Origin of the sequence: Acrocarpospora sp. B8E8 (assembly GCF_039871605.1) — a bacterium.
Classification (GTDB): Bacteria; Actinomycetota; Actinomycetes; order Streptosporangiales; family Streptosporangiaceae; genus Acrocarpospora; species Acrocarpospora macrocephala.
This window is the reverse complement of record NZ_JBDPLV010000057.1, coordinates 54406-80162: the sequence shown is the minus strand read 5'-3', so window position 1 is coordinate 80162 and position 25757 is coordinate 54406. Positions and strand designations below refer to the sequence as shown.

General features: G+C 68.6%; 21 protein-coding genes and 3 pseudogenes. 12 read left to right on the top strand and 12 right to left on the bottom strand.

The genetic code is table 11. The features are described from left to right. Positions 1-391: 391 nt before the first annotated feature. Positions 392-1072: a TatD family hydrolase gene (locus ABGB08_RS39755; protein ID WP_347601555.1), complete on the bottom strand. Its 681-nt coding sequence runs from the start codon at positions 1070-1072 to the stop codon at positions 392-394. Between the two features lie 38 nt (positions 1073-1110). Between ABGB08_RS39755 and ABGB08_RS39750 the strand changes: the two are divergent. Continuing rightward, positions 1111-1407: pseudogene (locus tag ABGB08_RS39750) on the top strand (heat-shock protein HtpX); the annotation flags it as partial. 14 nt (positions 1408-1421) lie between these two features. Then, on the top strand, positions 1422-2837 hold the full coding sequence (locus ABGB08_RS39745; protein ID WP_347601551.1) for an FAD-dependent oxidoreductase: 1416 nt from the start codon (positions 1422-1424) through the stop codon (positions 2835-2837). Positions 2838-3416: 579 nt separating this feature from the next. Here ABGB08_RS39745 and ABGB08_RS39740 read toward each other — a convergent pair. The 3 genes from ABGB08_RS39740 to ABGB08_RS39730 all read right to left on the bottom strand — a co-directional run bounded on the left by ABGB08_RS39740 (position 3417) and on the right by ABGB08_RS39730 (position 6387). Continuing rightward, a complete protein-coding gene (locus ABGB08_RS39740; protein ID WP_347601549.1) occupies positions 3417-3686 on the bottom strand; it encodes a hypothetical protein in 270 nt (89 codons plus the stop codon). 15 nt (positions 3687-3701) lie between these two features. Next, a complete protein-coding gene (locus ABGB08_RS39735; RefSeq protein ID WP_347601547.1) occupies positions 3702-5108 on the bottom strand; it encodes an FAD-dependent oxidoreductase in 1407 nt (468 codons plus the stop codon). Positions 5109-5301: 193 nt separating this feature from the next. Next, entirely contained in the window at positions 5302-6387 is a 1086-nt protein-coding gene (locus ABGB08_RS39730) for an FAD-dependent oxidoreductase (protein ID WP_347601545.1), read from the bottom strand. Positions 6388-6451: 64 nt separating this feature from the next. Here ABGB08_RS39730 and ABGB08_RS39725 point away from each other — a divergent pair, with 64 nt between their 5' ends. Next, positions 6452-6799: a metalloregulator ArsR/SmtB family transcription factor gene (locus tag ABGB08_RS39725; RefSeq protein ID WP_347601543.1), complete on the top strand. Its 348-nt coding sequence runs from the start codon at positions 6452-6454 to the stop codon at positions 6797-6799. Between the two features lie 147 nt (positions 6800-6946). On the opposite strand, the gene ABGB08_RS39720 is transcribed toward ABGB08_RS39725, so the two are convergent. After that, a complete protein-coding gene (locus ABGB08_RS39720) occupies positions 6947-8251 on the bottom strand; it encodes an IS110 family transposase (protein ID WP_347601541.1) in 1305 nt (434 codons plus the stop codon). Between the two features lie 444 nt (positions 8252-8695). On the opposite strand from ABGB08_RS39720, the gene ABGB08_RS39715 reads away from it, so the two are divergent. After that, positions 8696-9328, top strand: coding sequence for a methyltransferase domain-containing protein (locus ABGB08_RS39715; protein ID WP_347601539.1), 633 nt, complete (start codon positions 8696-8698; stop codon positions 9326-9328). Positions 9329-9404: 76 nt separating this feature from the next. Then, positions 9405-9602: a hypothetical protein gene (locus ABGB08_RS39710; protein ID WP_347601537.1), complete on the top strand. Its 198-nt coding sequence runs from the start codon at positions 9405-9407 to the stop codon at positions 9600-9602. A gap of 18 nt (positions 9603-9620) precedes the next feature. Here the strand turns inward: ABGB08_RS39710 and ABGB08_RS39705 are convergent, their stop codons facing one another. The 5 genes and pseudogenes from ABGB08_RS39705 to ABGB08_RS39685 all read right to left on the bottom strand — a co-directional run. Then, positions 9621-10223, bottom strand: a complete 603-nt coding sequence (locus tag ABGB08_RS39705; protein ID WP_347601535.1) for a hypothetical protein — start codon at positions 10221-10223, stop codon at positions 9621-9623. 426 nt (positions 10224-10649) lie between these two features. Then, a complete protein-coding gene (locus tag ABGB08_RS39700; protein WP_347601533.1) occupies positions 10650-11093 on the bottom strand; it encodes a CBS domain-containing protein in 444 nt (147 codons plus the stop codon). Positions 11094-11120: 27 nt separating this feature from the next. Next, on the bottom strand, positions 11121-12404 hold the full coding sequence (locus tag ABGB08_RS39695; RefSeq protein WP_347601531.1) for an ArsB/NhaD family transporter: 1284 nt from the start codon (positions 12402-12404) through the stop codon (positions 11121-11123). Positions 12405-12471: 67 nt separating this feature from the next. After that, positions 12472-12999, bottom strand: coding sequence for a hypothetical protein (locus ABGB08_RS39690; protein ID WP_347601529.1), 528 nt, complete (start codon positions 12997-12999; stop codon positions 12472-12474). A 275-nt stretch (positions 13000-13274) separates the two neighbouring features. After that, positions 13275-13875, bottom strand: a pseudogene (locus ABGB08_RS39685) (ABC transporter ATP-binding protein); the annotation flags it as partial. Positions 13876-14250: 375 nt separating this feature from the next. Here ABGB08_RS39685 and kdpF point away from each other — a divergent pair. From kdpF to ABGB08_RS39655, 6 genes and pseudogenes are all read left to right on the top strand, one after another. After that, positions 14251-14340: a K(+)-transporting ATPase subunit F gene (kdpF, locus tag ABGB08_RS39680; protein ID WP_347601527.1), complete on the top strand. Its 90-nt coding sequence runs from the start codon at positions 14251-14253 to the stop codon at positions 14338-14340. Further along, positions 14340-15203 (top strand): annotated as a pseudogene (locus ABGB08_RS39675) (potassium-transporting ATPase subunit KdpA); the annotation flags it as partial. The gene kdpF and the pseudogene ABGB08_RS39675, both read left to right, overlap by 1 nt. 79 nt (positions 15204-15282) lie before the next feature. Then, entirely contained in the window at positions 15283-15999 is a 717-nt protein-coding gene (locus ABGB08_RS39670) for a potassium-transporting ATPase subunit KdpA (protein WP_347601525.1), read from the top strand. Between the two features lies 1 nt (position 16000). Beyond that, on the top strand, positions 16001-16522 hold the full coding sequence (locus tag ABGB08_RS39665; protein ID WP_347601523.1) for a hypothetical protein: 522 nt from the start codon (positions 16001-16003) through the stop codon (positions 16520-16522). Beyond that, positions 16523-17395, top strand: a complete 873-nt coding sequence (locus ABGB08_RS39660) for a potassium-transporting ATPase subunit C (RefSeq protein WP_347601521.1) — start codon at positions 16523-16525, stop codon at positions 17393-17395. It abuts the gene before it with no gap. A gap of 5 nt (positions 17396-17400) precedes the next feature. Next, entirely contained in the window at positions 17401-19941 is a 2541-nt protein-coding gene (locus ABGB08_RS39655; RefSeq protein WP_347601519.1) for an ATP-binding protein, read from the top strand. Positions 19942-20459: 518 nt separating this feature from the next. On the opposite strand, the gene ABGB08_RS39650 is transcribed toward ABGB08_RS39655, so the two are convergent. After that, a complete protein-coding gene (locus ABGB08_RS39650) occupies positions 20460-21830 on the bottom strand; it encodes a potassium transporter TrkG (RefSeq protein ID WP_347601517.1) in 1371 nt (456 codons plus the stop codon). Then, positions 21827-23056 (bottom strand): cation:proton antiporter, encoded by a 1230-nt coding sequence (locus ABGB08_RS39645; RefSeq protein WP_347601515.1) that lies wholly within the window; start codon positions 23054-23056, stop codon positions 21827-21829. The genes ABGB08_RS39650 and ABGB08_RS39645 overlap by 4 nt, the downstream gene beginning before the upstream one ends. A 788-nt stretch (positions 23057-23844) precedes the next feature. Between ABGB08_RS39645 and fadD11 the strand changes: the two genes are divergently transcribed. Continuing rightward, positions 23845-25755: a fatty acid--CoA ligase FadD11 gene (gene fadD11 / locus ABGB08_RS39640; protein WP_347601513.1), complete on the top strand. Its 1911-nt coding sequence runs from the start codon at positions 23845-23847 to the stop codon at positions 25753-25755. Positions 25756-25757 lie beyond the last annotated feature (2 nt).

The following is a 25757-nucleotide window of genomic DNA, read 5'->3' as shown; positions in this document are numbered from 1 at the left end:
CTCGGGCCGCCGAACTGCGCTGGTTGTCTCACGAGGCTCAGGAACTACCGGCTCGGACTGCCACGATCAACAAGCCGCGCCGAAGATGCCCCAATCATCCCCACCTACGGAAAACGGGCCTAGCGGGAAGCGGCCGTAACGGGTATAGAACCTCAACAAGATCACAAAGGCCGACCGAGTCGCACTACGCTTCCCGGCGATCAGATCACGTTCCTCGTCCTGGATCGAGCAGTGCTCGACCAACTCGTCAATGTGCATTGAGGCGCGCGCCATGACCGCCCAGCATCAACGACGAAGGTCGCTAATCAAGATCAACTCGGTTTGGGGCGTATGACGGCTGCTTACCGTCACCCCAGCATGGTGGAGTCGTGACGGTCAGCGTGTGGGCTAGCTAGGCGCTGTGTCCACGGGCGATATCGATGGCCACGGAGAGTTGTGGTGAAAGCCTTTCACTTGCGCCTGCCTGCTCTGCCAGGTTGCCGAGGTTGCGGTACCAGGAGGCTCGGATCTGGTCGGCTGGTTTGGCGAGCAGTCCGCTCAGACGTTGCTCAAGGTGCATGATGTCACCTGGCCTGGTTGCTCGTGTGCGCCGGCGTGAGCTAGGAAAGTCGGTTTCCGGGAGCATGCGGTCAGGTGGGATACGCAGGAGCTGTTCGTCGGTCATTGCGGCGTTGACGGAGAAGAAGCAGTGAAGGTCGCGCGCCCGTTCGACGAACGGGGCTTCGGCAGTGAACCAGTGCAGGATGGCGCCGCGTTGGGGGAACTGGCGCAAGAGGTCGAGCACGTCGCCGTGTCGTCCGGTGCTGTGGATCGATAGGAGGACGCCCGCCTCTGCGGTGACCTCCAGGACGGTGCGGAAGACGTTCCGTTGCGTCTCTTTTGACCCCTGGCGGTCAAGCCCCACCTCGCCGACGAGGAACGTGTGCTCCAGCTGCCGCTGGCACTCGCCTCGATCCCACTGGGCCAATGCGTCAGCACGCCCCGGATGTGCGCCGATGCCCCATGAGAGCGTCGGATCTGTCCGACGGACAGCCACCCGGCTCTCCGCGAGCGTACGGGTCATGGCGAAAATGTGGGCTCCGTTGAGGGTACGGATTTGCGCGGCCGTGAGTCCGCTCGGCGGGCTCGGCCCCGGCCGAGTCCATCAACCCGGCCGCCGTCGCGGCCATGCGCGAGGTAGGCATCGACATCACCGCCGAGCGGCCCAAAGTCCTCACCGTTGAGGCGGTGGAGGCCTCCGATGTGGTCATCACGATGGGGTGCGGCGACGCGTGCCCGATCTTTCCCGGCAAGCGCTATGAGGACTGGAAGCTGGAGGACCCCGCCGGTCAGGGCGTTGAGGCGGTCCGGCCGATTCGCGACGAGATCCACGCTCGTGTCGAAGAGCTCATCAAGGAGCTGACCTAGAAGGGGGCTCTGCCATGCGTCTGCTGATCATCGGAGGCAGCGATGCCGGGATCGAAGCGGGCCTGGGCGCCAAGGCCTTCGACGAGAACGCCGAGGTCACGTTGCTTGTCGCCGACCGCTACCCCAACTACTCCATCTGCGGAATCCCTTATTACGTGTCCGGCGAGGTCACCCAGGCCGAGAATCTGGCGCACCGGACCCAGGAGGAGCTGACAGCGGCGGGCCTGCACCTGCGGCTCGGCCAACGGGCCGTTTCCATTGATCCCGCCGAGCACACGGTCACCACCCAGGCGGGGCAGCAGCTGAGCTACGACCGATTGGTCATCGGCACGGGCGCCAAGCCGCAGCGGCCGCCGATCTCGGGTCTGGATCTGCTGGGCCCGCACGACGGCGTCTTCGAGCTGCATACGATGGCCGACACCTTCGCCTTGACCAGCATGCTCGGCCAGCCGCAGATGCGGTCCGCCATCATCATCGGGGCCGGTTACATCGGCCTGGAGATGGCGGAGGCGCTGTCGGCTCGCGGCTTGCAGGTCACCGTTCTGGAGCGGCTGGACCAGGTGATGGCCCGGTCCCTGGACGCCGAGGCGGCCGGGCATCTGGCCGCCGAGCTCTCCCGGCACGGCGTTGACCTGCACTGCGGAGTCACCGTCGATTCCCTCGGCCGCGACGGCACCCGGTTGCTGGTGACGGGCACGGACGGGCATCGGCGTAGTGCCGACCTCGTCTTGGTGGTCACCGGCGTCACCCCCGACACCCAGATCGCCGCCGCGGCCGGGGCGCTCACCGGGGCGGGCCAGGCACTGGCCGTCGACCGGCGGATGCGGACCAACCTGCCCGACGTCTACGCGGCGGGCGACTGCGTGGAGACCTATCACCGGCTGCTTGACCGCACGACCTACATCCCGCTTGGGACCACCGCCCACAAGCAGGGCCGGGTCGCGGGTGAGAACGCCGCCGGGGGCGACCGCGTCTTCGCCGGTGTCCTCGGCACCCAGGTGGTTAAGGTATTCGACCTGGTCAGCACCGCTACGGGCATCCGAGATCAGGAGGCGCTCCGGGCAGGCTTCTCGCCCTTGACCACCCAGGCGACGGCCGATGACCACAAGGCCTACTATCCCGGCGCGACCCCCGTCCACATGCGGCTGACGGGTGATCGTTCGAGTCAGCGGCTGCTGGGCGCCCAGATCATCGGCAGCCGCGGAGCGGAGATCGCCAAACGTATCGACGTGCTGGCGACCGGCATTCACCACGGCATCACCGTGCGGGAGATTCTCGATCTGGATCTTGCTTATACTCCGCCGTTGGGCAGTCCATGGGACGCGCTTCAGCAAGCCGCACGCCAGTGGCTGGTAACAACTGGCTCGGCTGGCTCGGCCGCTGGCGGCCAGGGCACCGCTCTGGCGGCGGGATCGACGGCCAGACGGTGACGAGGTCGACGTCGACCGGCCCTGCGGCTGTGGGCTCGGTCAGCGGGGTGAACAGGGCGCCCAGCTTGGCAACCACCGCGGGGACGATCCAGTAGTAGACCCAGGTGCCCCGGCGTTCGGAGCCGATCAGCCCGGCGGCCACCACGGTCAGCGCCAGTAGCGCGTTCGCCCGGCCGCGCCCGTTGCCGTCGAACCAGCTGACGATGACGGCGAAGGCGGACTCGTACAGCACCATCGCGCTAGCGATGCCGATGGCGGCCGACACCGCATACAGCTGGGGCAGGTTCTCCACCTGGGACCAGGCCAGTACGGCGGCCGCGCCGAGAATCGACCCGGCCGTCATCAGCCCGCGGCCGACCAGCGGGGCGCACAGCGCGGCGATCAGGATCGAGAGGGTGAGGCCGGCGGCGACCTGCGCGCCGGTGGCGTGCAGGTCGCGGGTCATCGGGGTGAGGAAGACGGAGAAGGCGTAGTAGAGCACCCCGTACCCGATGGTCTGGGTGACGGCCAGGGCGGCGACGATCCGCCGGCCATGACCGCCGCCCCTGGTCTGCGGGGCGGCGGTCTCGGTCAGGGTGCTCACTCGGGTTCCCCGGAGCAGGAGATCAGACGGCGGCCTTCGGCTGTCGTCGTCCATGTGTCCTCGCTTCCCGCGATGAAGCCTTGTGCCTCCAGCCGCCAGACCAGGGTTCCGGCCATCCGGGCGATGGCCGGGGCGAAGCCGGGGTTGGCGCTCGTTCGCCGGGCGCCGACCAGGTGAGCGCCCAGCCGTCGCGTGTCCAGCCGGCCGTGCTCGCAGATGAGGCGCAGCGCCTCCTTCTGGGCTGCGGTGGGGTAGCCCTCGGACATGTCGATCCCGTCCTTTCAGCCGCAGCAACTGCCGCCGCTGTCGGTGGCGCCGACGGTGACCAGGGGCAGCGGGGCGGTGAGCAGGCCGCCGCCGATGCCGGTGGCCAGGCCGACCCGCTGCTCCTGGGCCTCGGCCAGGCTGGAGGAGCACACTCCCGTCTCGGGCAGGTCGAGCTGCACGTCGCGGGCGGCTTCCCAGTCACCGGCCAGCGCGGCCACGACGGAGCGGACCTGCTCGTATCCGGTGGCCATCAGGAAGGTCGGGGCGCGGCCGTAGCTCTTGACGCCGACGGCGTAGTAGCCGGGCTCGGGGTGGGACAGCTCGTCGACTCCGTGGGCGGGGACGGTGCCGCAGGAGTGCTGGTTGGGGTCGATCAGCGGGGCCAGCGCCCGGGTGGAGCCGAGGATCGGATCCACATCGAGGCGCAGTTCGGCGGCGATGGAGTGGTCGGGCCGGTAGCCGGTGGCCGAGATGACCTGGTCGACGGTGACGGCCTGCTCGGCGCCGGACGGGTCGCGGCTGACCACCTCGACGCCCTGCCCGGTGGGGGTGAGCCGGTGGGTGAAGAATCCGTTCAGGAGCGTGATGCGGCCGGACTCGACATGGGCCCGCAGGCGGGTGCCGAGCGCGCCACGCGCGGGCAGCGCGTCGGCGGTGCCTCCCCCGTAGGTACGGTCGGCGCTGCCGGCGCGGATCGCCCAGGTGATCTGGGCACCTTCGAGCTGGGCCAGGGCGAGCAGCGTGGTGGCGGCCGAATGGCCCGCGCCGACGACCAGGGTGTGCTTGCCCGCATAGCGGTCGCGGTCGGCACCGAGCACGTCGGGCAGGGCGTGATCGATGAACACCTCGGCCTCGCCGTAGGCGGGCAGGCCGCTGGCGCCGAGCACGTTGGGGCTGGTGTAGGTGCCGGAGGCGTCGATGATCGCCCGTGCCCGCAGTTCCTCGCCGGAGCCGGTCCTGATGAGGAAGGGGACCCGGTCGCGGCCGTTGGTGCGAACGCGGTCGTAGCCGAGGCGGCTGATCGCGGTGACCTTCACGCCGAGCCGGACCGCGGGGCCGAGGAGCTTGGCCAGCGGGGCGAGGTAGTCGCCGATGAGTTCGGCGCCGGTGGGCAGCCAGTCGGGATCGGGGGCGTGCCAGCCGTCGGCTTCCAGTAGGCGGCGGGCAGCGGGGTCGATGTTGTACTTCCAGGGGCTGAAGACGCGGACGTGCCCCCACTGGGCGACCGACGCGCCAGCCTGGTTTCCGCCCTCCAGCACCAGGAAGTTCAGGCCACGTTCGGCGAGATGCGCGGCGGCGGCCAGCCCGACCGGCCCGGCGCCGATCACCACCACCGGCAGCTGCTCCAGGCCGCCACCCGAAGCGTCCGGGACGGCGGCGGGTTCGAGTTCGGCGGTGGTGGGGCCGCAGCATCCACTCATGGCTGTTTTCTCCTCACGATCAACTGACGTCGGGTCGGGCCGCTGGCCGACTGCGGGGCAGGCCGACCGGGTGCACCACGACTTGATTAGAGCTTCATCTAATCAAGCCGTTGTGGGCAGCATGCCTCATTGATTCGAGTTCTGTCAATTTAGATGAATACCAAATCAAGAGGTGTGCGGCGACCGTGACGGATCAGGTGCGGGCGGGCACGCGGCCGGTGCCGAGCCGGGCGGTGAGGCGACCGACGAGGTGACGGGCATCCGCGCCGACGCCGCGCAGGGTGTTGGAGGAGGGGGTGCGCTGCCATTCCAGCCCCAGATAGCCCAGCCCCGGGTGGCTGGTCGACAGGCCCCGGTCATGCCGGGGACGGCCGTCGGCGTCCAGCGCGCCGAGACCGGCCAGGTAGTCCAGGTTCGGCCGGTAGCCGGTGGCCAGCAGCACCACGTCGACCCGTTCGCGGGTCCCGTCGGCCCACTCCACTTGGTCGGCTGTCAGGCGGGTGAACATCGGCCGCCGGTCCGGCAGCCCGGCGGCCAGCGCCCGGCGGTAGCGGCCCGGATCCAGCACCGGCGCGGGCACCGGGTCGCCGGTACGGCGTAGCGGAAGCCGGTCAAAACCGGTGAGGCGGAACCAGAAGTGCAGGTCCCGGCCGAGCGGCCGCTGCGGCACGAACCGGACCGGGGCCCGGCTGGCCAAGGTGACGCGGGCGTGAGCGGCTAGCTCGACGGCGATCTGGACCGCCGAGTTGCCCGCCCCGACCACCACCACCCGCCGGCCCGCGTACGGCTCGGGGGAGCGGTAGCCGGCGGCGTGCCGGATCTGGCCGGTGAAGGTGTCCGCGCCGGTCAGCGGCGGCAGCCAGGGCCGGGCGAAGGAACCCGTCGCGGCGATCACGCTGCGCGCCGACATCCTCTGCCCGTCGGCCAGTCGCACGGTGAAGCCGCCCCCGGCCGCCGCGACGACGCCGACGACCCGGGCGCCGGTGCGGATCTGCGCGCCGTCGCGGGTCAGTTCGCGGGCGTAGCGGGTCAGGTAGGCGACGACTTCGTCGCGGTGCGGGTAGTGCTCGGGGTCGCCGCCGAAGGCCAGGCCGGGCAGGCAGCTGTAGCGGGCGGGGGAGAACAGGGTGAGGCTGTCGTAGTAGTGCGGCCAGGAACCGGCGAGCTGCTCGCCGGCCTCCAGCAGAACCGCGGTGCGCCCGCGTTCTCTCAGGCTGTGTAGGGCGGCCAGGCCTGACTGGCCGCCGCCGATGACGATGGTGTCTATGACGGTGTTCATGCCGTCCGATAGTATCCTCATATCTGGAAATGACAATATGACTTCCGAGGGCGATGCTAGGACCATGACGACCGATGCGGTTCAGCTCAGCGAGGCGGCCCGCGGCCTGCTCAAGGCGCTGGCCAGCGACACCCGCCAGCAGATCCTGCTGCTGTTCGCCGGGGGAGGCGAGTTGACGGTCAACGAGGTCGCCGAGCGGCTGTCACTGGCCCAGTCCGCGACCTCCACCCACCTGGCCACCTTGCGCGAGGGCGGGGTGCTCACCTCGCGGCGGGAATGGAAGACCGTCTACTACCGCGCCGATCCCGAGCGCATCAACCGAGCCCTGCTGGACCTGCAGTCGCTCTTGCACGCCTGCTGCCCGCCCCAGGACGCCCCGGCTCCAGGCTGCTCCCCGTCCACCTGCGGTTAGCCGACGCGACGGGTTCGCGAGGAAGCCAGCGGGGGGGGGGGGGGGCTTCGGAGCCGGGGTACTGGCCCGAAAATAGAACCTCAGCTGGGCGCGCGGCAGCACCCGGCGGAGCGTCAGCGGAGCCGGGTATCAGCCGAGGGATGAGGGCTAGGCCACCTCTTCTTCCGCTGGGTGGGTGGTAGCAGGGGTGGTGTCGAGTGTGACGGTGTAGCCGAGGCGCTCCAGGCTCTTGACGTGGTTGCGGACCTGTCTGCGGTGGTGCATCCGCGTCTCGTAGTAGTCGGGGCCGAGATCTTCGTAGCGCATGCCGGGATTGGACAGTAGACAATGGATGATCTTGAGCTGGGTGTTGCCGGTGGCGACCTGGGCCTTGGGCTTCCCGCGGCGTTTGGCCAGGCGCCTGTATCGGGCTCCGACCCGGGTCTTGGTGCGTCCCGCTGCTGTGGACGATTCGCCGAGTACGGCGCCGATGTACCGGTTGCCTTTCGTGCGGGCGTTACGGCCGATGAGCTTGCCGGCCGACTGTTTCATCAGCGGGCAGAAGCCGGACCAGGACACCAGGTGGGCAGCGGTGCGGAACCTGGACATGTCGATGCCGATCTCGGCGAGTAGGTCCTGGGCACTGCGTCGCCCGAACCCGGTGACCGAGTCGATCTGGGTGACTTGCTCCTCGAAGGGGGCCAGAAGAACGTCGATCTGCGCGGTGACGTCGTCGATATCGGCGGTCTGGCGGTCGATGCGGTCCAGCATCTTGCGCAGCAGGAACGCGTGATGCTCTTGGAAGGTGTCGGCACCGTCAAGGGCCTCCACCAGCTCGGGGATCTTGCTACGGGCCCGGCGGACCGCCAACTCCGCCAGCGTCCGCGGGTCCTTGTGACCCGCGATGAGCGCTTCCATGATCGCCCGGCCGGACACGCCGTGCACATCGGTCAGTACGCAGGACAGCTTGATCAGAGCATCCTCGAGCAGCTTCTCCACCCGCTGCTTCTCCCGGGTCCGTTCCTGGGTCAGATTCCGCCGGTAGCGGGTATGCAGCCGGATCGTCCGGAACTCCTCGGTGGCCACGAAACAGGCCGCGAGCATGCCCCGCTCGAAGTTCTTGGCCAGCCAGACGCAGTCGGCCTTGTCGGTCTTCGGCCGCCCTGGTAGATGCTTGACCTGCTTGGTGTCGGCCAGAACGCAGTTGAAGCCCTCGGCCTCCAACCGGAAGAACGGCGCCTTCCAGTAGTCACCCGTTGCCTCCATCGCGACATCGGTGACACCGTGCACGCGCAGCCAGTCCGCCAGCGAGAGCAGCTCTTTCTTGGTGGTGCCGAACGTACGGACCTCCTGAGCGCGGCGCTTGGGGTTCTTGTCGCTGGGCACCCGGATACACGCATCCACCTGGCCCTTCGCGACGTCCAGCCCGCATACCCGGTCCAGGTACAGCGGCTCATCCTCAACATCCTCCACGCGGCCTCACTCCTGATCGGGGGAACGGGACACGCCGCCCGGGGTACCGGGGCGAGCGGAAAATCTGGCCCGCGTGCACGTAGCGACAAGGAACAGCCCTAGAGAGATCGGTACCCGGCGTCAGACTCAAGGACGGGCTCTACCGCGCCAAGTTCACTCGACGTCGCAGACGGCGCCCGACCATCGTGACGCAGGAATCCGGCGCCACCACGACGAACGCCGAAACCGACCGAACCTCGAAGCCGGACCCTGCGAGTACGGCGAGTCAGCACCGCATTTTCACGCCGGAACCGGCGTCACGCAGCGATACAAAGACCCAAGGGTTGATTAGGTAGTTTTCTATATTGACAGACTTCAAATCAGCGGACCATGCTCTGATTCGACAGACATCAAATTCAAGGCCGGGCGCTCCTGGACGGACGCGCGGAAGTGAAGGAGAAGCCGATGGGCAACCAGTCCCCAGACCTGCGAGAGCAGGTGCGTGAGCGGTATGCGGCGGCCGCCGTCGCGGTCGCCACCGGAGGCGGCGCCTGTTGCGGGCCGCAGGCCGTGGAGGTCGATGAGCGATTCGGCGCCATGCTGTATGAGGCCGAACAGCGGGACGCGCTGCCCGCTCAGGCGGTGGCGGCCTCCCTGGGCTGCGGCAACCCGACCGCCGTCGCCGAGCTGCGGCACGGTGAGCGGGTGCTGGACCTGGGCTCGGGCGGCGGCATCGACGTGCTCCTCTCAGCCCGCCGGGTCGGGCCCACCGGCAAGGCCTACGGCCTGGACATGACCGAGGAGATGCTGGCCCTGGCCCTGGCCAACACACGCAAGGCGGGCGCGACCAACGTCGAATTCCTCAAAGGCGCCATCGAGGCCATCCCGCTGCCCGCCGCCACCGTGGACGTGGTCATCTCCAACTGCGTCATCAACCTGTCGGTCGACAAGAGCGCGGTGTTCGCGGAGACCTTCCGCGTCCTGACCCCGGGCGGCCGGATCGGCGTCTCCGACATCGTCGCCGACGACGACCTGACCCCCCCAGCGCGCCGAACGCGGCGACTACGCCGGCTGCATCGCGGGCGCGCTGTCCTTTAGTGAATACCGGCGGGGCCTGGCGGCCGCGGGATTCACCGCGATCACCGTCACCGCGACCCATCAGGTCGCCGACGGCATGCACTCGGCGATCATCCGCGCCGTCAAACCCACCCTTGTCGCCCCCGGCAACGCCACCGCCGATGCGGCACCGGAAACGGGTTCCTGCTGCGGGGTGACGGCCTGCTGCACCCCGGCCGAGTCGGCCGAGGATCCCGCGCTCACCGTGAGCCAGGCCAAGACGCAGGCGGGCTGCGGCTGCCAAAGCCAGTCATGATCCGCCAAGCCGCACCAGTCACGCGGATCGTCGGCATGAGCGCGGCGACAGTAGGCCTTCCGCGATTCCGCAGGAATCACCATCTGGACGCCGCGACCAGTCCCAGCCCGTGCCCTCGTGGAGCAGACGGCCTTGGTGCGTTCGGACGCTCCGCACCCTACGGTCAGCGGTGTGCAGACGAAAGCGCGGTTGAAGGGTATGGATCACGACTTGCGGCTTCTGGCGGATCTTTTCGCCCACGGGGCGCCGCGGATCGGGATGGACGAGGCGGGATACTTCCTGTCCAGCCCGCGACTGGACTGATCGGCGAAGGCGCCCTCCTGCTGGAGACGGCCGGCCAAGCGCGTGCCGCCCCACGATGGCGGCCCGGACGAGTTCGGCCCGTCCGGTCTCCTCTTCGGTCCGGGTGTGCCGGGCCACCATCAGGACGCTCATGATCCCGACCATGATCACCATGAAGCCGAGCATCTGGTGACCCAGCATCGAGCCGTAGGTGTAGTCACTCAGGTAGTGCGCGGGCCCGGTGAACGCGAGCCCGGCTGGACTGTTTATCGTCTCGCCCGCGGTCTGCCGCTCGGCGGCGGTCTTGTACAGCTGCGGGAAGGCGGCCGTCGGCCACATCGTTCCGAGCGTCAGGGCCGCGACAGCAACGAGTAAAGGCGCCTTTCACGTTCATCACGCGGCCGTGGCGTCCAACACCCTGGCCATCAATGGCTTGCCGGGGTGCTCAGCAGCGGTTGTGCGCCAGTTCCGCCAGGTGACCAGGCCGGGAGCAGGCGGCCCAGTCCGATCGTTGTGACGGAGGTCGCCCGGGAACCGGCCAGGGTTGTCTGGGCCGAAACGACCACCGAGTGAGCCGATGATCTTCGGCACGGCGCGTCCTTCGGCTGGCGACCTGAGCTGCCGGTGGGTGTCGTGCCGCTCCCTGCAAGCTGGGATACGGCCGCACGCGGGTGCACGCACCACTCCCACCGCATCTAATTGGCCGGCTATCCGTCGATCACCGGCAGGATGCGCCTCTTCCTGTCTTCCTGGCGGCCGGCTGACTCAGGAGACCAGCGCGTGGTCCAGCAGCACGTGTAGCGTGACGGCGCCGACCAGCACGTCGTTGTCCACCACGGCGAGCAGGGGGCTGCGGGTGCGGGCCATCAGGGCGGCCATCTCCAGCACGGTCGCGCGACCCTCGGCGATGGGAAGCTCGCGCGGTTGCTCGGGCAGGCACTCCCGGACGGTCCGATCGCCCAGCCCGCGCAGGAACAGGTCGGCGTGGGCCTCGTCCACCACCCGGGCCAGGGCCGGATCGTCCTGGCAGTAGCGCGGTACGGCCAGGCGCAGCACCTGGGTGCCGGGCAGGATCGTGAACGGCTGGTCGCGCTCGTCGACGACGATCAGGCCGGGCAGGTCCCGGTCGGCCAGCAGGCGGGCGGCCTCCAGCGCGGGCGTGTCCAGGGTGACGGTCGGGAACCCGATGACAAGATCGCGTGCGCGCATCGAACGCCTCCAAGGGAGGTCTCCAGCTTATCCCGCGAGGTAGCGCAGCCACAGGTACGGCGTGGCCACCGCCACGGTCACCAGAGTAACGACCAGGCCGTACCGGGTGAACTGCCAGAAGCTGATCCGGGTGCCGTTCCGCTCGGCCAGACCCAGGATGACGACGTTGGCCGAGGCGCCAACCGCGGTGGCGTTGCCGCCCAGGTCGGCGCCGAGCGCCAGCGCCCACCACAGCACCTGGCCGTCCGGGCCGAAAGACTGGGCCAGATCGGCGACGATCGGGCTCATCGTGGCGACGTAGGGGATGTTGTCCACGATCGCCGACAGGCTGGCCGAGGCCCACAGCAGCACCATCGCGGCCAGCCCGAGCCTGCCCTCGGTCGCTGCGGCGGCGGCCCGCGAGATCTGCCCGATGACACCGGTCTCCACCAGCGCGCCGACCATGACGAACAGTCCCATGAAGAACACCAGCGTCGGCCACTCCACCTCGCGCAGCGCCTGCTCGGTGGTCACCTTGGTCGCGGCCACCAGGATCCCGGCGCCCAGCAGGGCCACGACCGCGGGTTCGTAGTGCAGCACCGGGTGGAGCGCGAAAGCCACGATCACGATCGCGAGCACGGCGAGCGACTGCCACAGCAGCCGCCGGTCCTGGATCACTTCCCGCTCGTCCAGGAGCATCACCTCGGCGACGCGTTCGGGATGGTAGAGGTACGACCCGCGGAACAGGATCCGGCACAACCCCAGGAAGACCGCCACCACGAGGAGGATCAGCGGCGCCAGGTGGATGAGGAAGTCGTTGAAGGTCAACCCCGCCCGGCTGGCGATGATGATGTTGGGCGGGTCGCCGATCAGCGTGGCGGTGCCGCCGATGTTGGCGGCCATCGCCTCGGCGATCAGGAACGGCGCCACCGGCAGCGCCAGCCGTTCACACACCAGGAACGTCACCGGCGCGATCAGCAGGACCGTGGTGACGTTGTCCAGCAGTGCCGAGGCCACCGCGGTGATGACGACCAGGAGCGCCATGAGCCGGAACGGCCGCCCCCGTGCCCTCTTGGCGGCCCAGATCGCCAGGTATTCGAAGATCCCGGTCTGCTTCAGCACGCCAACGATGATCATCATGCCGAGCAGCAGGAAGATGACGTTCCAATCGATCCCGGTCGACTCCGAGAAAAACGCCGCCTGACCGTCAACCGCGTGAATCAGCAGCATCAGCGCCGCCCCGCCGAGCGCGGCGGCCACCCGGTGCACCTTCTCCGTCGCGATGAGCACGTACGTCGCGGTGAAGATCACGATAGTCGTGATCGCGGTCACCGGCGGCCTCCACCTTCGGGAACAGGTCAAGCCACGCGACGCCGACCAGAACTGCCAGCACCCTAGTTCAGAGGTAGCGGCGTCGCCACTCGGCAGCGATCCGCCGCCACTCCGCTTCGAGTGTGTGCGCCTGACCACGGCTGCTCCGAGTCAGCGTGAGGCGCCTGGCCACCACGATGAGCGCGGCGGCGCCGAGTATGGTCAGCAGCACGGTCCAACCGGCCCGGGTGGCCGCGTCTTGCGACGTCGCCGGGGCATCGGCGATTGTGCCGCTCTCCCGGTCTACCCACACCTCGATGACGGTCCCCACCTTGGCGGAGATCGGGGCCGTCACCGGCCCGCTGTGCTCGACCCGGTCGGGGGTGGTCCAGCGGGCCTGAAAGCTCCGCCAAGGAGTCAGGTAGACCTTCCCGCCGGAGGCGGTGACGGGAATCGCCTCGATCAGTTCGGCCTCAACGCTGACTCGCTCCGCAGTTTCGCGCTTGGCCTGCTCGTTCACGCTGGAGTAGGTGGATTGGCCTACGACAAAGGCGGCCAATACGGTGGCGCACAGGGCGTACCGAACCCAGCGAGGAACGGCCGGATCGGCTCTCACGGCTGTGGCCGGAAAGAAGCGGACCACATCTGCGCCTCCGGACGATCGACTGTACTTCCTGCCGACCAGACTTCCCGGCGCACCACTGTGAACCTATCAAGGTGCCTCCACGCCGACCAGAACCGACCAGAGTTGACCAGGCCGGCCGCCGCCAGATCCACGCGCCAGACGCGCATCTTTTTGGACAAACGTGATCTCCTTGCTGGAAGAAGAGTGAGCATGGCGAGGCGGCCGCACCGTTTCGAGGGGCGGTGCCTGGCCGGGGGTTAGGAGCCCCGGTCACACAACGCCTCCACCTCGGACAGGATGTGGCTGGACAGCAGCACGGTTCGCCCATTGCCGCGCTCCTCTGCGACGCATTCGCGGAAGTCGGCTTCCATCAGCGGGGTCCAGCCCGCGGTCGGCTCGTTCAGCAGCAGGAGCCCCACGAGGCGAGGCGCCGCGATGACGGCGACCTTCCGCCGGTTCTCCCGTGAATAGGCGCGGCCCTTCTTGGTCGGAACCAGATCCAAGCGCTCCAGCAGCACGGGCCGGCGGCGCGGATCCACCCCGCCAAGCAGCCGCGCGAGCAGGTCGATGGCCTTACCGTCGCCGGACAGGGTAGGCCACAGGACGACGTACCCGGCATGTAGGCCAGGCACCGGTACAATTCGACCGCGTCATGCCAGGGGCGGCCGCCGAGTTGCTCGGCGTGACCGGATTGGCGGCGCAGCAACCCCAGCAGCATGCGTGGCGTGATGGTCTTGCCCGCGCCGCCGGGGCCGAGGAACCCGTAAACGTCGCCGGTGCGGACGTCCAGGTTCAAACCGTCCAGCGCGTGACGGCACCGAAAGTCTTGGTGAACCCGCTGATGAGCACGGCAGGAATGCCCGACATGGGCGCCTCCCCGAAGCCGGTCGGATATGGCGGTGCCGACCAGACTTCCCGGCGCTCCGAGATCGGCGGTAACAGCGCAGGAGCCGAGCCACCAGAGCGCGCGCATACGGATTCTCTACGTCAAAAAAAGGGGGTGAAATCAGGTAGCGGCGTATGGGGGGCGTCAATATTCCCGCCGCCGGCGTATGGAAGCCGTCAAGACGTATGAGAAGCCCTCATCTTTCGCGATTGACTTCGTTCCCGGGCCGCCTGCTTGGGCGGCCCGAAGCATTTGGTTCAGACATGAGGAGCAGGGATGGCTGACGTCATCTTCGTCGCCCTGACGATCGCGGTGTTCGCGATCTTGGGGCTTGCCGTCAAGGCGGTGGAACGGCTGTGAGTGCCGTCAACGCCGTCGGTCTGGTCCTGGCCGCCGGCCTGGTGATCTTCATGATCGTGGCTCTGCTCTTCCCGGAGCGTTTCTGATGTCCTCGACCTTAGCCGGGCTCGGTTTCATCGGATCCCTTCTGCTCGCCCTGGCCATCTGTTACAAGCCGCTGGGCGAGTACATGTACCGCGTCTACACCGGTACGCATCACCACCCGGTCGAGCGTCTCGTCTACCGGCTGATCGGGGTCAAGGCCGACACCGAGCAGCGCTGGGGCGTGTACGCGCGCAGCGTGCTGGCCTTCTCGGTGATCTCGATCCTGTTCTTGTACGGCCTGCAGCGGCTGCAGTCCCACCTGTTCCTGTCGCTGGGCATGGAACCGGTCTCCCCGGCGCTGGCCTGGAACACCGCGGTCAGTTTCGTCACCAACACCAACTGGCAGGCCTACTCCGGCGAGGCCACGATGGGCCACCTGGTGCAGACCGCCGGCCTGGCCGTGCAGAACTTCGTCTCGGCCGCGGTCGGCATGTCCGTGGCGATCGCCCTGGTCCGCGGTTTCGCCCGCAAGAAGGCCGACACCTTGGGCAACTTCTGGGTGGACCTGGTGCGCGGCACGGTCCGCATCCTGCTGCCGCTCGCCTTCCTCGCCGCCCTGGTGCTGGTGGCCGGTGGCGCGATACAGACCTTCGCCGACCACTCGACCTGGGCGACGCTGACCGGCGGTGAGCAGACCTTCACCCCGGCCGCGGCGGCTTCCCAGGAGGCCATCAAGGACCTGGGCACCAACGGCGGCGGCATCTTCAACGTCAACTCCGCCCACCCGTTCGAGAACCCCACCTCGTGGACCAACTGGCTGACGATCTTCCTACTGCTGGTCATCTCCTTCTGCCTGTCCCGCACCTTCGGCCGCATGGTCGGCGACAACCGGCAGGGCTACGCGATCCTCGCGGTCATGGCGACCATCTTCACCCTCAGCGTCGGTCTGACCAACTGGTCCGAGCTGAGCGCGGGCGGGACCGCCACAGGCGATCGGCCAGGCGATGGAGGGCAGGGAAACCCGCTTCGGCGTGTCGAACTCGGCGATGTTCGCCTCCTCCACCACGCTGCCCTCCACCGGTTCGGTCGATTCCTTCCACGACTCCTACACCGCGCTCGGCGGCGGCATGCTGATCTTCAACATGCTGCTCGGCGAGGTCGCGCCGGGAGGCGTGGGCGCGGGCCTGTACGGCATGCTGATCCTCGCGGTGATCACCGTGTTCGTGGCGGGCCTGATGGTCGGCCGCACCCCCGAGTACCTGGGCAAGAAGATCGGCGCCCGGGAGATCAAGCTGGCGTCGCTGTACTTCCTGGTCACCCCGATCCTGGTGCTGGTCGGCACGGCCGTCGCGATGGCCACCGAGACCGGTCGCTCGGCCATGCTCAACAGCGGGCCGCATGGCTTCTCGGAGATCCTCTACGCCTATACCAGCGCCTCCAACAACAACGGCTCGGCCTTCGCCGGGGTCAGCGTGAACACCGAATTCCACAACACCACGCTCGGCCTGTGCATGGCCTTCGGCCGTTTCCTGCCGATCATCCTGGTTTTGGCCCTGGCCGGTTCGCTGGCTCAGCAGGCGCCGGTCCCGGCCTCGGCGGGCACCCTGCCCACGCACCGGCCCCAGTTCGTCGGCCTGATCGTCGGCGTCACCGTCATCCTGGTCGCGCTGACCTTCCTGCCCGCCCTCGCGCTGGGGCCGATCGCGGAAGGACTGTTCTGACATGTCAACTCCCGTGCTCCATGCGCCGGGCCGTACCTCTGCCCCGAAGAAGATCGGCGGCGGGCTGCTCGATCCAAAGCAAATGATCAAGTCGCTGCCGGACGCGCTGAAGAAGCTCAATCCGGCCTCCATGTGGCGCAACCCGGTCATGTTCATCGTCGAGATCGGCGCGGCCTTCACCACCGTTCTGGCCATCGCTGATCCGTCGTTGTTCGCGTGGGCCACCGTGGTGTGGCTCTGGCTGACCGCCGTATTCGCCAACCTGGCCGAGGCCGTGGCCGAAGGCCGCGGCAAGGCCCAGGCGGCCACGCTGCGCGCGGCCCAGCGCGACACCACCGCCCGTCGGCTCAAGAGCCGCACCTCCACCGAATGGGACGTCGTCGGCGCCCCCGAGCTCAGGCAGGGCGACTTCGTCGTGGTCGAGGCCGGGGAGATCATCTACGGCCTGGGCGGCATCATCGTGCCGTTCCTCGGCATCAAGATCATCGACCTGCTCCTCCAGTTCCTTCCGGGAATGTCATAAATGGACCGCATGCCAGGCTGGATCCGCCAGCACCTCGCCGCGCTGCGGGCGCTGCTCGTGCTCACGGCGGTGACCGGCATCATCTATCCGCTCGCCGCGACCGGCGTCGCCCAGGCCGTGTTCAACGGCAACGCCAACGGCTCGCTGATCGAGAAGGACGGGAAAACCGTCGGCAGCGCCCTGGTCGGCCAGAACTTCACCGACGCCGACGGCAACCCCGCCAGGCAGTACTTCCAGTCCCGGCCGTCGGCGGCGGGCGACGGGTACGATCTCACGTCCACGAGCGCCAGCAACCTCGGCCCCGAAGACGTCCTGGACACCTTGGCCGTCCCGGGCGCCACCGACGAGGAGGGCAACCCCGAGGAGGGCCAGCAGAGCCTGCTCACCCAGGTGTGCGCCCGGTCCAGGGCCGTCGGTGAACGGGAGGGCGTCTCCGGCACCCGCCCGTTCTGCACCGCCGATGGCGTCGGCGCGGTGCTGAAGGTCTTCCCGGCCGTCGGTACTGCGACCCGTGCCGTCAGCGTCAACCAGGCCTGCCCCGCCGCCCCCTTCATCGCCGCGTATGAAGGCGTGAAGGTGGAGTGCGGCACGCCCGGTGAGGACTACTCCGCCGGCCGTACCGTCCCGATCCGCGGCCAGGCTGTCGCGGTCGTGCCCGCCGACGCGGTCACCGCCAGCGCCTCGGGCCTGGACCCGCACATCTCGGTGGCCTACGCCGAGCTCCAGGCTCCTCGCGTCGCCAGGGAGCGCGGCCTCGACCTCGCCACCGTCACGGCGCTGATCGAGCGGCACACGACCGGCCGCGGCCTGGGCTTCATGGGTGAGCCCGCGGTCAACGTGCTGGAACTCAATCTGGCCCTCGACCAGGGGTGAGGAGGATGCCACGCGGGCGGCTGAGGGTCTACCTGGGGTCCGCCCCGGGTGTGGGCAAGACCTTCGCGATGCTCGGCGAGGGCCGCCGTGGTCTGGAGCGTGGCAGGGACGTGGTCGTGGGCCTCGTCGAGACCCATGGCCGCCCCCGCACCGCCGAACTGCTGCACGGCATGGAGGTGATTCCCCGCAGGAGCATGCCCCATCGGGGAACCCGCTTCACCGAGCTCGACGTGGACGCAATCATCGACCGGCGTCCGAAGACCGTGCTGATCGATGAGCTGGCGCACACCAACGTGCCCGGTTCGCGCAACGCCAAGCGCTGGCAGGACATCGAGGAGATCCTGGACGCCGGGATCGACGTCGTCTCCACGGTCAACATCCAGCACCTGGAGTCGGTTAACGACGTGGTCCAGGCCATCACCGGCGTCCCGCAGCGGGAGACCGTGCCGGATGAGGTGGTACGGCGGGCCGAGCAGGTCGAACTGGTCGACATGTCGCCGGAGGCCCTGCTCAGCAGGATGGCCCACGGCAACGTCTATCCACCGGAGAAGATCGACGCGGCACTGTCCAACTACTTCCGGGTCGGCAATCTGACCGCCCTGCGCGAGCTGGCGCTGCTCTGGGTCGCGGGAAAGGTCGACGACCAGCTCGACCGCTACCGCGCCGACCACGGGATCGCCGGGACGTGGGAGACGCGCGAACGGGTCGTCGTCGCACTGACCGGCGGCCCCGAAGGCGACACGCTCGTGCGGCGAGCCGCCCGCATCGCCGCCCGCACCAAGGGCGCCGACCTGATGGCCCTGCACGTCACCACGGGGGACGGCCTGACCGGCGCCGACCCGGCCAGCCTGGCCCGCCAGCGGACGCTGGTGGAGAGCATCGGCGGCACCTACCACCAGGTGGTCGGCGAGGACATCCCGCGGGCGCTGCTCGACTTCGCCCGCGGCGTCAATGCCACCCAGCTGGTGCTGGGAGCCTCCCGACGCGGCCGGTTCGCCCAGCTGTTCTCCCGAGGGGTCGGGGTGACCACCACGGCGCTGTCCGGTTCGATCGACGTGCACATGATCACACACGAGGAGATCAGCCGGGGCAGGCGACGCCCGTCCTCATCCCGGGCCGCGCTGACCCGCACCCGGCGGCTGGCCGGGTGGGGCATGAGCGTGCTGGGACTGCCCGCCCTCACCACGGCTCTGTACGGGCTGCGCGACGCCCTCGCCCTGCCCAGCCAGATCCTGATGTTCCTCGGGCTGGTGATCGGCGTGGCGCTGGTAGGCGGGCTGTGGCCCGCTCTGGCCGCCGCGATCGGCGGCTTCCTGCTGCTCAACTACTACTTCACCCACCCCTACCGCACCCTGATCATCTCCGACCCGGAGGTGCTGCTCTCGCTTATCGTCTTCGTGCTGGTCGCGGTCGCCGTCAGCGCCATCGTCGATCTGGCGGCCCGCCGTACCAGAGAAGCGGCCCGGGCCAGCGCGGAAGCCGAGGCGCTGTCCACCCTGGCCGGCCACGTGCTACGCGGCGAGGCCGCGCTGCCTTCCCTGCTGGCCCGCCTCCGGGAGACCTTCGGCCTGGCCTCGGTCACCCTGCTGGAGCGCATCCAGGCCCCCGGCCCAGATGACCAGGGCGACCCGCAGGCATGGCGAATCCTGGCCACCGCAGGCGGCGCGCCCTGCACCAATCCCAGTGCCGCCGACACCGACGTGATCATCGACGAACACCTGACGCTGGCGGTGCGCGGCCGGTTGCTGGACGCGGCCGACCGCAGGGTGCTGGAGGCCTTCGCCGCCGAGGCTGCCGTCGCGCTGCGACAGGAGCGGCTGCGTGAGGAGGTCGAACAGGCCAAGCCGCTGGCCGAGGCCGACAAGATGCGCACCGCGCTGCTCGCCGCGGTCAGCCACGACCTGCGCACCCCGCTCGCCTCGGCCAAGGCCGCGGTGGAGAGCCTGCGCAGCATCGAGATCCGGTGGAGCGATGCGGACCGTGAGGAATTGCTCGCGACCGCCGAGGAGTCTCTGATCAAGCTGAACCGGCTGGTGGAGAACCTGCTGGACATGAGCCGCATGCAGGCCGGCGTGCTTGGCCTGACCCTGCAACCGGTGGCGCTGGAGGAGATCGTGCCCCGGGCCATCGACGACCTCGGCCCGATGAGCGAGCGGGTCGAGGCAGACATCTCCCTCGAACTACCCGAGATCATCGCCGACCCGGCGCTGCTGGAACGCATCCTGGTCAACCTGATGTCCAACGCGGTCCGCTACAGCGCACCACAGGAGAAGGTGCTGGTCACCGCCAGCTCGCACGGGGATCACGTCGAGGTTCGCGTCGTCGACCATGGTCCCGGCATCCCGCCCGAAGCCTACGACCGGGTCTTCATGCCGTTCCAGCGGCTCGGCGATCGCGACAACCACACCGGTGTCGGCCTGGGTCTGGCCCTCTCCCGGGGACTCGCCGAGGCCATGGGCGGAACCCTGGTGCCCGAGGAGACGCCAGGGGGAGGTCTCACCATGATTCTTACCCTGCCCATCTCTTCGCGAGCGGTGGTTGCCTGACAGGCATCCTGGTCATCGACGACGAGCCGCAGATCCTGCGCGCCGTTGCGGATCAACCTCGCCGCCCGTTACTACGAGGTCGCGGTGTCCACCGACCGCGGCTCCGCCCTGCGAGGCCGCCGAATTCCACCCCGACCTGGTCATACTCGCCCTCGGCCTGCCCAACATCTGAGAGTCGATATCCCCGTGTGAAAGCATAAGAAATGCGCGCCGGGAGAATGCCGATCGAGTTCCTGATCCCTGGCGGCTTCATGGCGGTCGTCCTGGCCTGTGCCGCTGTCACGTTGAGCGGCGGCGCGTTTCAAGGTGATGGCCATCGTGGCCGGCATGTTCGGGGTGTGGGCGCGTAATCTGATCGCGGCCTTCGCTACAGCGATCATAGCGTGGCTGTTCATGACCGGTTTCCTGGTGAATGCCATGAGCGAACTGACGTTCTCGCGGAACGATGTGTCCAGGCTCGGGGCGATACTCCCGTCTGGGGAACCGGCCTGGCCGATCACGGCCGCGTCGCTCTTCTCTCAGCCGACGATTACCTGTTCCTCGGGGAGTTCGTAGCGGCGGGTGCGCCCCTTCAGGGCGAGAGCGGAGCCGAGAGTGAGAGGTCCGATCCGGCCGATGAACATCAGCACCACCAGCAACAGATGTCCGGCGGGGGTGGCGGTCGCGGTGATCCCCGTGGACAGACCGACCGTTCCGAACGCCGAGACGACCTCGAAGAGCACCTGGTCCAGGCTGTGCGGGGTGAGCACCAGCAGGATGTAGGTGGACAGGGCGATCAGGACCACGCTCATCGCGGTGATCACGACAGTCTGGCGCTGGGCGGACTCGGGCAGGCGGCGATGGCCGATGTTGACCCGGCTCTCGCCGCGCATCTCAGCCCAGATGATGAAGGCCAGCAGGCCGAAGGTGGTCACCTTGATGCCGCCCGCGGTGCCGGCGCTGCCGCCGCCGATGAACATCAGCAGGTCGGTGGCCAGCCAGCTCGACGGGTACATGTGCGTGATATCGAGGCTGTTGAAGCCTGCCGTCCGCGGCATGACCGCGGTGAAGAAGGCGGCCAGGAGCCTGGCCGGGTCGTCGAGGCCGCCCAAGGTCTTCGGATTGCGCCACTCGGTGGCCAGGAAGACCAGGGTGCCTGCGACGAGCAGGGTGACGGTGACAGCCACGGTGATACGGGTCAGCACCGACCAGCGGGTCGGATGTCGCCAGGAGCGAGCCAATTCGAACACCACGGGGAAGCCCATCCCGCCGATAATGACCGCGACGGCGACCGTCAGGCAGATCCACGGGTCGGTCACGAAGCGCATCAGGCTGTCCGGCCACAAGGCGAACCCGGCGTTGTTGAACGCCGAGACCGCGTGGAACACACCCAGGTAGACGGCACGTCCGAACGGCTCGCCGTACCCGATCATCAAGCGGACGGCGAGTACCACGGCCGCGACGGCTTCGCAGCTCAGGCTGAACAGCACGACGTTGCGCACCACGCGACGCACGTCACTTATGCTGAGCGTCTTGGTTTCCGCCTGCGCCAGGATCCGGGCACGCAGGCCGAGGCGACCGGCCACCAGGACGGTGAACAGAGTGGCCAGAGTCATGATGCCCAGCCCGCCGACCTGGATCAGTCCGGCGATCACCACCTCGCCGAAGACCGACCAGTGGGACTCGGTGTCGACGATGACCAGGCCGGTCACGCAGACCGCGGACGTCGCGGTGAACAGCGCGGTCACCCAGCCCACCGCCGCACCCGAAGTCGTGGCGACCGGCAGCGCGAGCAGGACCGTGCCGATCAGGATGGCGGCACCGAAGCCGGTGGCCACGACCTGCGCGGGGTGATGGAAGCGGTCCAGGAGGATCGCTGACCACCGGGCGCGCCTGGTGGCTGGCTTCATGCGGACGCTCTCCCGCGTTTCCTGTCTCGAAGATGGCGGGCCACGCCGTGCCAGGCAGGCACGTCGCGCTCGTCGTCGAACCAGCGGGCCACCACGATGTCGGTGGAGGAGTGCAGCAGGATCGACAGCACGATCGTCACCGCGACCAGTTGGAAGATCTCCTGGGAGACGGCGATGCCGGAGGCCAGGACGATCAGGCCGTAGACCACTGAGGCGAAGCCCTTGGGTCCGAACCAGGCCACCGCGGCCTGCTCCCGCACCGACAGTCCCGAGCCGAGGAAGGAGATCCAGATGGCGACGGGGCGGGCCAGGATCAGCGCCAGGATGGCGAACAGCCAGCCGCGCCAGCCCACCGACCCCAGCAGGGGGAAGCTGATGAGGGCGCCGAAGACCAGCAGCGCGGCCAGTTTGAACAGTTCGGCGATCAGCTCGCCGAAATGCTCGAATGACTCGCGTTGCCGCTGGCCGAAGGTGGCCACGGTGATCCCGGCGGCGAACGCGGCCAGGAACAGGTTGCCGTGCGTGACCTTGCCCAGCGCGAGCACGAGCAGACCGATCGCCAGGGCGTTGAGCGGCTCGTACTGGGTGGAAGCGGAGAACCAGCGGGTCTGCTCCAGCTTGATCGCCAGCCACGGGATCGCCACTCCGATCAGCACCCCAAGGCCGAGTTCCAGGCCGAGCTCGCCCAGGTGCATGTCTTGCGATCCGGCGGCGATGGCCAGGAACAGCATGACGAACGGAAGGGCCAGGCCGTCGTTGACGCCCGACTCCACATTGAGCAGCTGGCGTAACCGGGGCGGGACCTTCTCGTTGCCGACCAGCGCGGCGGCGAACACCGGGTCGGTCGGGGCCAGAATGGCGCCGATCAGGAGAGACTCGATCCAGCCCAGGCCGACCAGGTAGTGCGCACCCACCGCGGTGATGGCCAGGGTAAGCGGTAACCCCCAGCCCAGTGCCCGGCCGGGCAGCTTCCAGGCGGTGCGCAGATCGGCCCAGCCGACCCGCATGCCGTCGGTGAACAGCACGGTGAACAGGGCCAGCTCGGCCAGTATTGCGACGATCTCGTCGTCATGAGTGAGCGATACCAACCCCAGCGCGCCGTCTCCCAGCACGAATCCGGCCACGAGAAACAGCGCCGCCGTAGACAAGATCGTGCGATTGGCAAGGCTGGACAGCAGGACGGCCAGCAGGAGTACGCAGGCGAACGCCGACAGTAGCCCAGCCATCGAGGATGCCTCCGTGGGTCGACGCGAACAACCTTGCCGACCAGACTTCCCGGCACACCGTGCCATACCGTAACAGCATTGGGGGCAGAGCCGTACATACGGAGTCGTGACGCGGTTCATACTGGCCCTGACGGCCTGTTGACGCGGTCGACCATGGCCCGGCATATCCCGAGGTCGCCCGCCGCAGCTCTCAGACCATGAGGTAGCGCAGCCACAGGTACGGCACGGCCAGGGTGACCGTGACGAAGGTGACCACCAGGCCATAGCGGGTGAACTGCCAGAAGCTGATCGGCGACGCTCGTGGCCGGCGTGATCACGCTGATGATCTGAAGCGCCTGCGTGGTGAGCCGGCATCGCCACCCACCGGCTGCTCTGGCGCACCCCTACAGCGGCGGCAACCTCACTCGGTAGCGCGATCAAGCTAAGGCAGCACCACCTCAGGACGCCTCGGGCAGCTGTGCGCGGCGTCGGGTCGTGGAACTGCCCCGCGCGCGGGGCCGGGCGTCACCGTCATCGTTCGCCCCGGTCGATCACGCGCTCACAGGCGCGGAGAGCTCGTCGCCGTCATCATGGCGCGCGGGAACTGGTGATACAACGCCCGTTGGCTGCTTGACGGATGGGACCCCAGCGTAGATGTGGGCCCGTTGGCCCGGAATGCCGGATCTCAATACTTCCTCAGAGAATCCTCAGACTTCCACCAAGCGACGTGCCTACAGAAGGCCCGATGATCGAACGGTCCCGGTCCGCTACCCGGTCCGGGAACCCGAATCGGAGGATGGGATCGGAACATGACCACACCCAACGGCGCCGCCACCGTCATCGGCGCTGGTACGGCCGGGCCCGGCAACCGCCCAGATCCTGGACGGAGCCCGATGCTCGATGCGGAGAGGCCCAGGACGTACTGCGAGGCTTTCCAGCGGACAGCGGCGGTGGATCCGGACGCGGTCGCCCTGCGCACGGTCGGCGGCACCGCGACCCTGACCTGGGGGGAGTACGCGAATGAGGTACGCGCGGTCGCGGCCGGGTTGAGCGCCATCGGGGTGGGCCGAGGCGACACCGTCGCGCTGATGATGGCCAACCGGCTGGAGTTCTATCCGCTGGAGGTCGGGGCGCAGCACCTCGGTGCCACCTCGTTCTCGGTGTACAACACGCTGGCCCCCGAGCAGCTGGCCCATGTGCTGGCCAGTTCCGGTACGAAGGTCGTGATGTGCGAGGAGCAGTACGTCGAGCGGATCCGGCGTTGCGGGGCCCCGGTCGAACACGTGGTGTGCGTCGATGGCGTGCCGGAGGGCACCATCAGCGTCAAGGAACTCGTCGGCCGCGGTTCGCCGGGCTTCGACTTCGAGGCGGCGTGGCGGGCGGTGCGGCCGGACGACGTGTTGACACTGATCTACACCTCGGGAACGACCGGCGAGCCCAAGGGCGTGGAGATGACCCACGAGAGCCTGCTGTTCGAGGTGTTCGCCGTCGCCGAGGTGCTGCCGGTGGCGTTCGGCGACCGGACCACGTCCTTTCTGCCGAGCGCGCACATCGCCGACCGGGTGGCCGCCCTGTATTTCCAGGAGACGCTGGGCACCCAGATCACCGTGGTGCCTGACGCGCGGCAGATCGCCGTGGCGCTCGCCGACTGCCGGCCCACGATCTGGGCATCCGTGCCCCGCGTGTGGGAGAAGCTCAAGGCGGGCATCCTCGCGAGCGTGGCGGCTGAACCTGACGAGACCAGGCGCCAGGGGCTGCTGTGGGCGCTGGAGGTCGCCGCGCGCAAGGCCGAGGCCGGCATGACCGGATCGGAGTTGCCCGCGGAGCTGGCCGCCGAGTACGCCAAGGCCGACGAGGTAGTCCTGTCCCCGCTGCGCGCCAAGCTGGAGCTGGACCAGCTGAGGTGGGCGGTCTCCGGCGCGGCGCCGATCCCGAAGGAGGTCCTGGCCTTCTTCAGCGGGCTGGGTGTCCCGATCGCGGAGGTCTGGGGCATGTCGGAGCTGAGCTGTGTCGCCAGCGTGACATCGCCGGCCGAGCACCGGCTGGGCACGGTGGGCCATCTGCTGCCCGGGATGGAGGGCAGGGTCGCCGAGGACGGGGAGTTCCTGGTACGCGGGCCACTGGTGATGAAAGGCTATCGGGGGGAACCGGCGAAGACCGCGGAGGCGATCGACGGGGACGGCTGGTTGCACACCGGCGATGTGATGACCGTGGACGGCGACGGCTACCTCACCGTCGTCGACCGTAAGAAGGAGCTCATCATCAACGCGGCCGGCAAGAACATGTCACCGGCGCACATCGAGAACGTCATGAAGGCCGCATGCCCCCTGCTCGGCGGCATCGCCACCATCGGGGACGGGCGGCCGTACAACACCGCGCTGGCCGTGCTGGACGCCGACGCCGCAGCCGCCTACGCCGCCCGGCACGGGCTCCAGGACACCTCCGCCGCGGCGCTCGCCGCCCACGCGGACGTGGTTCGCCAGATCACGGCGGGGATCGCCGCGGGCAACGCCAAGCTATCCCGGGCCGAACAGATCAAGCGGTTCCAGATCCTGCCGGCCTTCTGGGAGCCGGGCGGAGACGAGCTCACCCTGACCTCGAAACTACGCCGCAGGCCGGTCGCCGAGAAATACGCCGCCGAGATCGAAGCGCTGTACGCCGACCGACCAGGAGCGGGCGTACTCGAACCCGAACCGGCACCCGCCTCGGCCGCCTTCTAGTC

Bases quoted from the DNA above. Each gene is read 5' to 3' on its own strand.
- ABGB08_RS39650 (WP_347601517.1), bottom strand. From the start codon at position 21,830: ATGAAGCCAGCCACCAGGCGCGCCCGGTGGTCAGCGATCCTCCTGGAC.
- ABGB08_RS39660 (WP_347601521.1), top strand. From the start codon at position 16,523: ATGGACCGCATGCCAGGCTGGATCCGCCAGCACCTCGCCGCGCTGCGG.
- ABGB08_RS39725 (WP_347601543.1), top strand. From the start codon at position 6,452: ATGACGACCGATGCGGTTCAGCTCAGCGAGGCGGCCCGCGGCCTGCTC.
- ABGB08_RS39710 (WP_347601537.1), top strand. From the start codon at position 9,405: ATGCACTCGGCGATCATCCGCGCCGTCAAACCCACCCTTGTCGCCCCC.
- ABGB08_RS39730 (WP_347601545.1), bottom strand. From the start codon at position 6,387: ATGAACACCGTCATAGACACCATCGTCATCGGCGGCGGCCAGTCAGGC.
- ABGB08_RS39665 (WP_347601523.1), top strand. From the start codon at position 16,001: ATGTCAACTCCCGTGCTCCATGCGCCGGGCCGTACCTCTGCCCCGAAG.
- ABGB08_RS39745 (WP_347601551.1), top strand. From the start codon at position 1,422: ATGCGTCTGCTGATCATCGGAGGCAGCGATGCCGGGATCGAAGCGGGC.
- ABGB08_RS39655 (WP_347601519.1), top strand. From the start codon at position 17,401: ATGCCACGCGGGCGGCTGAGGGTCTACCTGGGGTCCGCCCCGGGTGTG.
- ABGB08_RS39705 (WP_347601535.1), bottom strand. From the start codon at position 10,223: ATGTGGCCGACGGCCGCCTTCCCGCAGCTGTACAAGACCGCCGCCGAG.
- ABGB08_RS39740 (WP_347601549.1), bottom strand. From the start codon at position 3,686: ATGTCCGAGGGCTACCCCACCGCAGCCCAGAAGGAGGCGCTGCGCCTC.
- ABGB08_RS39715 (WP_347601539.1), top strand. From the start codon at position 8,696: ATGGGCAACCAGTCCCCAGACCTGCGAGAGCAGGTGCGTGAGCGGTAT.
- ABGB08_RS39735 (WP_347601547.1), bottom strand. From the start codon at position 5,108: ATGAGTGGATGCTGCGGCCCCACCACCGCCGAACTCGAACCCGCCGCC.
- ABGB08_RS39670 (WP_347601525.1), top strand. From the start codon at position 15,283: ATGGAGGGCAGGGAAACCCGCTTCGGCGTGTCGAACTCGGCGATGTTC.
- ABGB08_RS39700 (WP_347601533.1), bottom strand. From the start codon at position 11,093: ATGCGCGCACGCGATCTTGTCATCGGGTTCCCGACCGTCACCCTGGAC.
- fadD11 (WP_347601513.1), top strand. From the start codon at position 23,845: ATGACCACACCCAACGGCGCCGCCACCGTCATCGGCGCTGGTACGGCC.
- ABGB08_RS39645 (WP_347601515.1), bottom strand. From the start codon at position 23,056: ATGGCTGGGCTACTGTCGGCGTTCGCCTGCGTACTCCTGCTGGCCGTC.